The sequence below is a fragment of the Wolbachia endosymbiont (group A) of Apotomis capreana genome (genome assembly GCF_964027025.1).
Taxonomy (GTDB): Bacteria; Pseudomonadota; Alphaproteobacteria; order Rickettsiales; family Anaplasmataceae; genus Wolbachia; species Wolbachia pipientis.
Window position 1 is genome coordinate 424,498 of sequence record NZ_OZ034721.1, and the last position, 10,392, is coordinate 434,889.

10 protein-coding genes and 1 tRNA gene are annotated in these 10,392 nt (G+C 33.9%); 1 reads left to right on the forward strand and 10 read right to left on the reverse strand.

Translation table 11 applies throughout. The features are described 5' to 3' along the window. Window positions 1–53: 53 nt before the first annotated feature. The 6 genes from AAGD50_RS02140 to AAGD50_RS02165 form a co-directional block, all read right to left on the reverse strand. Window positions 54–473 (reverse strand): YqaA family protein, encoded by a 420-nt coding sequence (locus AAGD50_RS02140; RefSeq protein WP_151807775.1) that lies wholly within the window; start codon window positions 471–473, stop codon window positions 54–56. A gap of 6 nt (window positions 474–479) precedes the next feature. Continuing rightward, window positions 480–1,853: a cysteine--tRNA ligase gene (cysS, locus tag AAGD50_RS02145; protein ID WP_264723721.1), complete on the reverse strand. Its 1,374-nt coding sequence runs from the start codon at window positions 1,851–1,853 to the stop codon at window positions 480–482. Beyond that, the gene (locus AAGD50_RS02150) at window positions 1,846–2,502 is read right to left on the reverse strand and encodes an exopolysaccharide biosynthesis protein (RefSeq protein WP_015588796.1); all 657 of its coding nucleotides are present in this window, start codon (window positions 2,500–2,502) and stop codon (window positions 1,846–1,848) included. The genes cysS and AAGD50_RS02150 overlap by 8 nt, the downstream gene beginning before the upstream one ends. A gap of 90 nt (window positions 2,503–2,592) precedes the next feature. Next, a complete protein-coding gene (locus AAGD50_RS02155) occupies window positions 2,593–3,249 on the reverse strand; it encodes an exopolysaccharide biosynthesis protein (protein WP_341810077.1) in 657 nt (218 codons plus the stop codon). A gap of 166 nt (window positions 3,250–3,415) precedes the next feature. After that, on the reverse strand, window positions 3,416–3,583 hold the full coding sequence (locus tag AAGD50_RS02160; protein WP_006013840.1) for a twin-arginine translocase TatA/TatE family subunit: 168 nt from the start codon (window positions 3,581–3,583) through the stop codon (window positions 3,416–3,418). A 128-nt stretch (window positions 3,584–3,711) separates the two neighbouring features. Further along, window positions 3,712–4,485, reverse strand: a complete 774-nt coding sequence (locus AAGD50_RS02165) for an ABC transporter ATP-binding protein (RefSeq protein ID WP_341810078.1) — start codon at window positions 4,483–4,485, stop codon at window positions 3,712–3,714. A 147-nt stretch (window positions 4,486–4,632) separates the two neighbouring features. Between AAGD50_RS02165 and AAGD50_RS02170 the strand changes: the two genes are divergently transcribed. Then, window positions 4,633–4,709: transfer RNA gene (locus AAGD50_RS02170), tRNA-Arg, on the forward strand. Window positions 4,710–4,803: 94 nt separating this feature from the next. Here the strand turns inward: AAGD50_RS02170 and uvrC are convergent. Genes uvrC through AAGD50_RS02190 form a run of 4 tightly spaced genes read right to left on the reverse strand, consistent with a single transcriptional unit; the run spans window position 4,804 to window position 10,368 of the window. After that, window positions 4,804–6,621 carry an excinuclease ABC subunit UvrC gene (uvrC, locus tag AAGD50_RS02175; protein ID WP_264723722.1) on the reverse strand — a complete coding sequence of 606 codons (1,818 nt, stop codon included), beginning with the start codon at window positions 6,619–6,621 and terminating at the stop codon, window positions 4,804–4,806. After that, window positions 6,605–8,722: a glycine--tRNA ligase subunit beta gene (gene glyS / locus AAGD50_RS02180; protein ID WP_264723723.1), complete on the reverse strand. Its 2,118-nt coding sequence runs from the start codon at window positions 8,720–8,722 to the stop codon at window positions 6,605–6,607. The genes uvrC and glyS overlap by 17 nt, the downstream gene beginning before the upstream one ends. Before the next feature lie 3 nt (window positions 8,723–8,725). Beyond that, window positions 8,726–9,565 carry a glycine--tRNA ligase subunit alpha gene (locus tag AAGD50_RS02185; protein WP_264339262.1) on the reverse strand — a complete coding sequence of 280 codons (840 nt, stop codon included), beginning with the start codon at window positions 9,563–9,565 and terminating at the stop codon, window positions 8,726–8,728. Window positions 9,566–9,609: 44 nt separating this feature from the next. Beyond that, on the reverse strand, window positions 9,610–10,368 hold the full coding sequence (locus tag AAGD50_RS02190) for a phosphatidylglycerophosphatase (protein WP_264723724.1): 759 nt from the start codon (window positions 10,366–10,368) through the stop codon (window positions 9,610–9,612). Window positions 10,369–10,392: the final 24 nt, after the last annotated feature.

Sequence of the window (10,392 nt, forward strand, 5' to 3'; positions counted from 1 at the left end):
ATCAGGGCATAGGATGACAGAAGTGGGCTTTAATGGCTGTAGTACTATAGCTGTTATACGCCAAAAGTAAGTATTAGATATAACAAATAGAAGAAATTAGATAGAATGATTAAAGGGGCAAGGGTATAAAGGTTTAACTTAAAATAACCTGATAAAATTTGAATCACACTTCCAAGTGCTGGCACCCATGAAAGTAATGTAACTGCACAAATCAGTAGATTTTTTACGATTTTTGGTGTTTTATGCTCGTTCTCTAGTTTGTGGTATGATTTTCGTATAGAGATTGTTATTCTACCTAAGTACCAGTTAACTATTCCACCAAGGCTTGATCCTAGTACTCCAAAAAATAACATCAGTAGTGGAGTGTAATACGACCTGAAATAAAGCATCGTATTGAACACAAAACCTTGATGTATGGGTAAAACTAACGACGATACTAGACTATCTGTGAATAACAGAAAGTAATTTTCCATATGAGTTTACCAGGTTGTTGTACCATCTTCATTGTCAGAAATTGTAATCCCCATTTGTTTCAACTGATTTCTTATTTTGTCTGCAGTATCGTAATTTTTATTTTTTTTTGCAATTTTTCTTAAGTCTATCAACCTTTCTATTTCTTGATGATTTACATCCACAGCAAACCACTTTTCATAACTTGACTCAAGAAGACCAATAAATCTGGCACTCTTAACAAAACTCTCAGTTAATTTAAGCTTTTCACTTTCATTACTCATTTTGTTAATTTTTGCAGCCATTTCATGTAATATAGCTAGAGCTTCAGGAATGTTTAAGTCGTTTTTTAAAGCGTCTATAAAATCTTTAGAAATCTCTGCGTTACTTTCATCAATATTCGTTATATCTAAACCACGTAATAACCGATAAAATTTGTTTAAGGTTTCCTGTGCATCAGAAATAACGTTTTCTGTCCAATCAAGTGGTTTTCTGTAGTGAGTTTTGAGCAGTGCATAGCGTATTACTTCACCCTTTATTCCACTATCTAGCAAATCTCTTACTTTGACTATATTAAATAAGGACTTGCTCATTTTTTCTTCATTTACTGTAAGAAAGCCGTTATGTATCCAGTATTTTGCAAACATTGATCCAGCAAATGCAGACTTACTCTGTGCAATTTCATTTTCATGGTGAGGAAATTGTAAATCTATGCCGCCACCATGAATATCAAAATCTTTGCCAAGGTAAGCATATGACATTGCTGAGCATTCTATATGCCATCCAGGCCTGCCCTCTCCCCATGGGCTATCCCAATAACTTGAAAGTTTGTAGTCAATATCACTTGCAGGCTTCCACAGCACAAAATCTCCCGGGTGCTTTTTATTTTCATTAACTTCAACTCTGCTACCTGGAACCAATTCATCAGTTTTTTTTCCTGATAAAGCACCATATTCATGGTAAGATTCTATATTAAAATACACGTGTTTGTCAGATTCGTAAGCGTGGCCTGATTGCAGCAAATGTTCAATTAATTTTATAATATAATCTACGTTTTCCGTTGCTTTTGGTTCATATGTTGGCTTTTTACAATTTATGCTTTCCATATCATCATGAAAAGCTTTAATGTAATATGTGGTTATACTTTCTGTGTTGCTATTTTTCTCGCTTGCTGCATTAATTATCTTATCATCAATGTCGGTTATGTTACGCACATAGGTAACTTTGCCATAACAAAACTTAAGTAGCTGAAATAACACATCATACACAACAACAGACCGTGCATTGCCTATATGTGCTGTGTCATATACTGTTGGTCCGCAAACATACATTTTCACATGATCTTTATCGATTGGTGTAAAAAGTTCCTTTTTTTTTGTTAAGGTGTTGTAAAGCCTAACCATATACGAAGCTTTTGAGAAAAGAAAATGCCCCAATGATAAGTTGTGGCCCTTTGACTACTACAACAAGAGTAAGCAATAACCCACACAATGATATTAGAACTCCCAATATGGATAGAAACCCATCTTTACTCATGATACCAAGCGAAATAAGAGTTGTACCAATTGCAGGAATGAAGTTAGTAAGAGGTAGTGGAAGAGCTATTGATAACGCACAAAGCAGCATTATAAAAGCTAAAATTTTTTCACCGGGCCCATAGAAAATAAAAGACATTCTTGGTCTCATGAACTTTTCTATTTTTTTTAATGCTGGAGAAGTTTTCTCTACCACAAAAGCTAGTGTTGAACGCTGAAAAGACCTTCTTTCCAACCAATGCGGCATCCAAGGAGAATCAAATCCAAATAGAAGCTGCAGTGAGAATAAGATTAAAGGTATAGAAAGAATAGTTGTATAACCAGGTGGAACCGGTATAGGCACCGATAGCGGCAAGGAGAAGATGATTATTAAAATACCAAAACCACGCTCATGCAAAGCTGTTTTAATGTCAAACAAAGTTACTTTATCGCTATCATTGTTATTGGTATCTGCAACTTCTTTTAGAATATCAGAAGCTAATTTATCACTTTTAGTCAACTTATCATTTTTTGACACGAAAAACCTTTGATAAAAATAATTCTTAACACAATTATTGTTTTATTTCAATATGCATTATTCATTTTGCGCTAGTAATTCGTTCTTTTGTTAAAGTGTTGTAAAGCTTTTAAGAAGAGAAAGTCCTCCGGTTATAAGTTGTGGTCCTTTGACTATTACAACAAGAGTAAGCAACAACGCGCACAATGATACTAAAACTCCCAATATGGATAGAAACCCGTCTTTACTCATAATGCTAAGTGAAATAAGAGTTGTGCCAATTGCAGGAAGGAAGTGAGTAAAAGGTAATGGAAGAGCTATTATTATTGCACAAAGCAACATCATAAAAGCCAGAATCTTCTCACCAGGCCCATAGAAAATGAAAGACAGTCTTGGCTTCATGAATTTTTCTATTTTTTCTAATACAGGGGAAGTTTTCTCTACCACAAGAGCTAGTGTTGAACGCTGAAAAGATCTTCTTTCTAGCCAACTGGGCATCCAAGGAGAATCAAATCCAAATAGAAGCTGCAGTGAGAATAAGATTAAAGGTATAGAAAGAATAGTTGTATAACCAGGTGGAACCGGTATAGGCACCGATAGCGGCAAGGAGAAGATGATTATTAAAATACCAAAACCGCGCTCATGCAAAGCTGTTTTAATGTCAAACAAAGTTACTTTATTGCTATCATTGTTATTGGTATCTGCAACCTCTTTTAGAATATCAGAAGCTAGTTTTTTATCTTTAGTTAGTTTCTCACTTTTTTGCACAATTATCCTTTAATAAAATATTCCTCTTAAGCTAACATAGTTGTTGCTGTATTTCAATATTTGTTATTTATTTCATACCAACACTTCATCTCTTTCATTCTTTAACCTGACTAAGTTTTTAAACAGATGACATGCACTAAGGTGCATGTCACGAAGTATGAGGACGCTAACGATCTGGTTCATTAGACGATAATTTTTCTGAGTCCTTAAGCTCCTGTTTAAGGTTTTTGATGCCTTTTCCTAAATCACCCATAACTTGCGGTAATCTGCCTGCACCAAACAGAACTAAAATTATTATTAAGACTAGAAACAATTGCCATGGTCCTAAACTCATTTTCACCTCCATTTAAAATATTGACCTTTAAATATTAAAACTTGACTGAAGTCAAGTAACACATAGATTATATCACCTTTATTTAATTATAAATCAAGGTTTTTTAATTATTTTATAACAATCCCAAACTAGATTATTTTCTTGCAGCGAATAAGTGGAAACTTTTCGCTTAACTGTAGAGTAGAAGAGAGCTCACTAAAAAACTTTGCTAGCGTATCATCTTTAGGCTTATGGTATATATCGCTAGAAACTCCTGATTGAATAATTTTACCATTTTTCATTACGTAGATAAAATCTGCAACTTTCAATGCTTCTTGCGGGTCATGAGTTACCATTAGCACAGGGATATTTTTACTTCTGAAAAGGGACAATATATGTTGTCTTATTCGGCACTTGAGCAGTATATCTAAATTAGAAAATGGTTCATCTAACAACACAACATCAGGGTTTTGTGCCATCACTCTTGCTATTGCAACTAATTGTTGCTGTCCTCCAGATAAGGCGTTAGGGTACATATTTTCATATTTTTCTATATTGAGTAACTTCAAGATTTCCAATGCAATTAGGTGCTTTTCTCTCTTGGAAGAGCTGCGGATAGCAAAGGTTATATTTTCTACTACTGTTTTATAAGGAAATAATGCAGAATGCTGAAAAATCAATCCGATATTTCTATGCTCTATAGCGACTGATGCCTTATTACTTGCAACTAACCTATCATTTATAAAAATAGTTCCAGATTTTGGATTTTCTATCCCCGCAATTAATTTCAAAATTGTTGACTTGCCACAGCCAGAATGCCCCAATAAACATGCAACATTTCCTTTCTTTACTTTAATGTTTATATTGCTTAAAGCAAAGTCGTTTTGATTGTTATAGAAATAACCAATATTGTTAACTAGCATTAATCTTACTTAAACCATGTTATTAAATATAATAGCATTATACTCAAGAAGTACAGAAATGTTTTTTGTCGTCATAAATTGGTTATGCAAGAAATCTAGAAAAGAAAGGATTTTTTGCTATAACTTTACATGAATGGTAGGAAACACGGGACTATAGCTCAGCAGGATAGAGCGTTGGACTCCTAATCCGAAGGTCGTGCGTTCGAATCGCACTAGTCCCACCACATTAAATTTTATGGAGATTTTTTTTCACAAATACGCACACCTTTTTTTGCGGTTTTAAGATATAAATTCCCTAATAATAAAACGGGTTTTGTGTCATTCCAGTACTCCTCTCTTATAATTCACGTATTTAAGAATGACTTCTGCTAAACCTTTACTAATTCCAGGTACGTTTTGAATTTCAGCCAGAGAAGCTTTGCTTATATTTTTCACTGAACCAAAATAAGACATCAACGCTTTTTTTCTTTTGTTGCCAATGCCGGGTATTTTGCTTAATTGTGAAACTATAAACTGTTTATCGCGTTTTTTTCTATGTGAAGTTATCGCAAAACGGTGGGCTTCATTACGCAGCGATTGTAAGTAAAGCATGACTTTGCTGTCATTTGCCAGACTGAATTCTTCCCTGCCCAGCATATAAAATCTTTCATTTCCTGCGTTACGATCAGGACCTTTTGCCATACAAGCAAAAGGAACGTTTATATTCAATACTTCCAGTACATTCTGTACTATGGAAACATGTCCTGGTCCACCATCAATCAGTAAAAAATCAGGTATTATGCCTTTTATATTGCCGGAGAAACGTCTGGTTAGCACTTCCCTCATCATTTTATAGTCATCGCCTGAAAATTTTTCCTTTATAGTAAATTTTCTGTACTCACTTTTTAAAAAACCCTCCTGCCCTGCAACAACCATTACACCAATTTGTTGGTTTCCAAATATATGGCTATTGTCATAAACCTCAATACGCTTTGGAATGTTTGGTAACAAGAAGATTTTGCTAAGCTCTTCAAGCTTTTCTAGGTTATTTCTATAATCGATAAGCTTCTGCTCTAAGCTATGCTGAGAGTTATCATAAACAAATTTCAATAAATCACGCTCTTTTTTATTCTTTGCATGCAGAACTTTTACTGGCTTTTGAGCAACCTTATATAGTGCTTGTTCTATAATTTCCTTATCCACAATAGAATCTGGAACGTAAATTTGTATTGGAGGTATGTTAGCTGAATTATAAAAATTGACCAAAAAGGTGGATAAAATTTCATCATTTGAGTGATCACCACAGTTCTCGGCAAAGTAAGGAGTGCTGCCGTAGTTGTCTTTATTTCTGAACGATAACACACTAATACATGCTAGATCCTCTTCACGTACAATACTGAAGAAATCTGCATCTTTTTCAAAAGAAAAATCCGTGTGCTGTATTTGAATTTGCTCAAGAAACTTTACCCGATCTCTATATATAGCAGCAAGCTCATAGTTTTCTTCACTGCTGCACTTTCTCATTGTGAAAAGTAACTGTTCTTTCACTTCCTTATTTCTTCCAAGCAATGTATTTCGTGCCTGTTTTACTGATTGGCAGTAGTCGTCTTTTGTGATTTTGTTTATGCATGGTGCTGAGCAGCGCTTAATTTGATACTCAATACATGGTCTTTTTGTTGATGAAAAGTATTGATCTGAACATACTCTCAAGAGAAAAGCTCTTTGCAATGATAATATAGTTTGCTTAACAGCAGCGGCAGATGTAAAGGGACCATAATAATGAAACTCATTTTTCTTAAATTTGCCTCTATATTTTGCTATTCTTGGATAATCGTGCTTGGAAATTGTTATATAAGGATAAAATTTTCCATCCTTGAGCACAATATTATAAAGTGGTTTCAATGATTTTATTAGCTGTGCTTCAAGAAGCAGTGCTTCGATTTCATTCTCAGTGATGAATATTTCAACCTTAATAACCTGTAAGAGCATAACTCTAATTCGTTCAGAAAGGTTTTCGAATTGAAGGTAGTCGGATAACCTTGACTTTAAGTTTTTTGCTTTTCCAACATATAAAACTTTATTCTTATCTCCAACCATCTTATACACGCCACAGGATTGTGGAGATGATTTGATTTGTTCTTTATATTGCCTGAGCATTTATCCATTGTTTAACCTGTATGAGGTTAAAATCTGCTACTAAATGAAAGATGGAAACTACATTTTCAAGCAAAGATAATCTGTTTCTTCTCAGCTTATCAGAATCACAGTTAATCTTTATACTGTCCATAAACTGATTGATAAACGGAGCAAAACCAGCAAGTTCATCAAGTGCTACATTAAAGTGGTTATTTTTTATCGCTTGTTTTATGTTTTTACAAGCAGTTATAGCACAATTTGATAGCGCAATTTCTTCACTTTCAATCAAAAACCTCTTACCGTAAGATGCACTATAAGTAGTGCCATCACTTTTCCTTGCTTTGCTCATCATGTTACTGACTCTTTTGTAAGTGCTTAGAATTTGTTCACCTTCTGGAGTACTAAGATAACGATCCAATATAACAGTTTGCTTTTCTGCTGTCAGCAGATCATTAATATCGATTTTATATAGTATTGAATCTACAACATCTTGCCTTATATCTCTATTTTTTAAAATAACCTTGAATCTTTCTAAGCAAAATCTAAATACTAGTTCTGAAATTTGTTTTCTATTCGGCTTATCAACTGACGCTGTATTTTTATTAAATAGAAGCCTTGAATATAAAGATACTGACTTGTCTATCATTAGCCTAATTGGAACATGCAAATTATTTTCAAGTATTGTCCTAATTATACCAATTGTCATTCTCCGCAAACCAAATTGATCATACGAACCAGAGATTTTCTCACCTGCTGCAATTAAACCAACTAAGCTATCCACTTTGTCTGCAATTGACACAGCAATTGCAGAAGGAGATTTAGGACACTCCTGCTCTGGCCCGATTGGCTTATAATGCTCAGTTATAGCTTCCACTATTTCTCTATCTTCTTGAAAATAAGAAGCATAATATCCACCCATTACTCCTTGTAATTCTGGAAACTCTCTTACTATCGATGTTGCCAAATCAGCTTTTGCCAAATATGCAGCACGTTCAACTTTTATCAGCGAAGCATGTGGAATAAATATAGCTATATACTTTGACAAAGCCGTAATACGCTTCACCTTTTCCCCCACGCTGCCAAGTGAAGCATGAAATAATATTGAACCTAATCTTTTGACATAATAATCTAGATTTTCCTTTTTATCTTGAGATATTAAAAATTGGGCATCAGCAAGACGTGCTTCTAATATTCTTTCGTGTCCTTTAACAACTTCACCATTGTTGACGTTGACAACAGTGACAAAGTGTGAAATTCTCTTTCCATTACTTAAAGCAAGGTATTTTTGTTGTGTATTAACTATACTAAGTATTACTTCCTTCGGTAATCCAAATGACTTTTCTTGATTCACTTCACCAAACAGTACGATTGGCCACTCTATAAGCCCTGTCAATTCATTTAGTAAATAATCATTTTTCTCAAGTTGTAAATTCTGCTCTTTTGTGAATTTATTAATCTGATCTAGTATAAATTGCTTTCTTTTGTCCATTTGGAGAATTACACTGTTTTTTTCTAGCAATTCAAAATAGTCTTTAGGTGTTTTAACAGTAAGCGCCGTACCACTTGAGAGAAATCGATGGCCATATGTTGTGTTAGATGCTGTAATCCCTGCAAAAGATACAGGTATTATTTCATCATTTAAAATGCATAAAATGTTTTTAATTGGCCTAACCCACCTTTCTTTTCCTTTGCCCCATCTCATACTTTTTGGCCAAGAGAAATTTTTTAATATTTCTCCTAGTTGATTTTTAAGAAACTCTTGAATGTTAAATGAGCAGCTTTCTCTTTTAATGAAGTAAAAATCCTCATTATTTACTTTTCGAACGAGCAAATCTTCTTCATTTTTCTGATATTTTCTTAAAAAACCCTCGATAGCACTTTTTGGTGCGTTAATGTTTGGTCCCTTAACTTCGTTATTGGAATCCTTTAGCTCCAAAGCATTTATGTTGTCAACAAATAGAGTAATGCGACGTGCCGTTATAAAAACCTCCATTGATGTAAATTTTACATTATTTTTGTTAAAAACATTGGCAATACAGCTCTTAACTTGAGTTGCAGCTACATTCTGCATTCTCGGTGGTATTTCTTCTGAAAGGCACTCAAATAATAACTGCAACGACATACGCTATTTACTCATGTACAATTCACAACATTTTTTTGTTAGCTCTCTAACTTTACCAATATAAGCTGTACGTTCATTTACACCAAGCACACCTCTTGCATCAAGCAGATTAAGTAGGTGACTAGTTTTAATACATTGGTCATAGGCTGCCATTGGTAGCTCCTTTTCAATAAGGAACTTACACAATTTTTCCGTATCTTCGAATTGCTGCTGTACCACTTTAGTATCATAATAATCTAACGCTAGATAAGAAAATTCATATTCTCTTTGTTTAAAAATATCTCCGTAAGTTACACCGTTATCGTTCCAAATTATATCGTAAACATTATCTACACCTTGTATGCACATTGCTAAACGTTCCAACCCATATGCCACCTCACCAGGAATCATCTTGCAGTCAATCCCTCCAACTTGCTGTATATAAGTAAGCTGTGTTACTTCCATTCCATTGCATGTAACTTCCCAACCAAGTCCTGATGCTCCAACGCTCGGATTTTCCCAATCATCTTCAACAAACTTAATATCATATTTTTCTGTAGATATGCCAAGAACTTTTAAGCTATCTAAATAGACGTCTTGTAAATTATTACCAGATGGCTTTATTATAACTTGATATTGGTGATGTTGATACAGGCGATTAGGATTATCACTATAGCGTCCATCTGCTGGCCTAATTACTGGTTGTAGATATGCAATTTTTGTCGGTTTTGTATCAATTGCAGACATAATTGTTGCGGGATGTAATGTGCCAGCACCAACTTCAGATGTGTATGGGTGAAGTATAACACATCCTTCACTAGCCCAAAAATCTTGCAACTCTTTTATTATACTTTGTAAGTTCACACAAATTGCACACTTTTTATACTAAATATATAAATAAATAAGTACTATTCAATACCTATTTTTTTAACAGTATCATGTAAATAATCACCTAAGACTGCTGAACTTTCTCTCACATACTGAATTATGCTTTTATTTAGGACAATTGCATCATGCATAGTTAAATCGCAGAATATAAATGCTGTTAAATACAGTAAAATCACCGCATAAAATGTGTGAAAAATCCCCTCAAATGTAATTGACATTGCATTATTATAGCTGAGCTGTATTGAACTTATTGGCCATGGTTTTATCGCTTCTACGACATTAAAAAATACGTAAGGTATCATAAGAAAAAAGAAAAAGTGCATAAAATCATTAAACCAAAATGGGCATTGAAACATCTGCTTACATATATTCCCATAGAGTTTACTTACAGCATAATAAATTGACATTATTGCTGGCATTGAAAGTGCTACAGTCAGTACTTGCCCTGACGCTATTTGTATTACTATTTCTTCACCACTGTTTGCTGAAGGGTCTTGAGCATGAAAAATAAATATTCCAATTAATTGCATTACTAACATAACTATTGCCAATTTTGTAAAAACAGCAGCTACAACTATTCCTGAGTCTGGCATTTTATATAGTAAGTATTCGCCTCCATATGTAAGAATTAATATAACATCGACAATAAATAATATTAAAAAAGAAGACCAATAGTTCTGCCAACTTGGTAAATATCCTATTCCTAAAAGAGAGCTTACTGTTTTGGCAGGAAAAACCTTACCTAGCATCTTTCCCAAAAATTTAAAAAAAATCCCCATGTTCTAAGTAACACTTGGTTTATA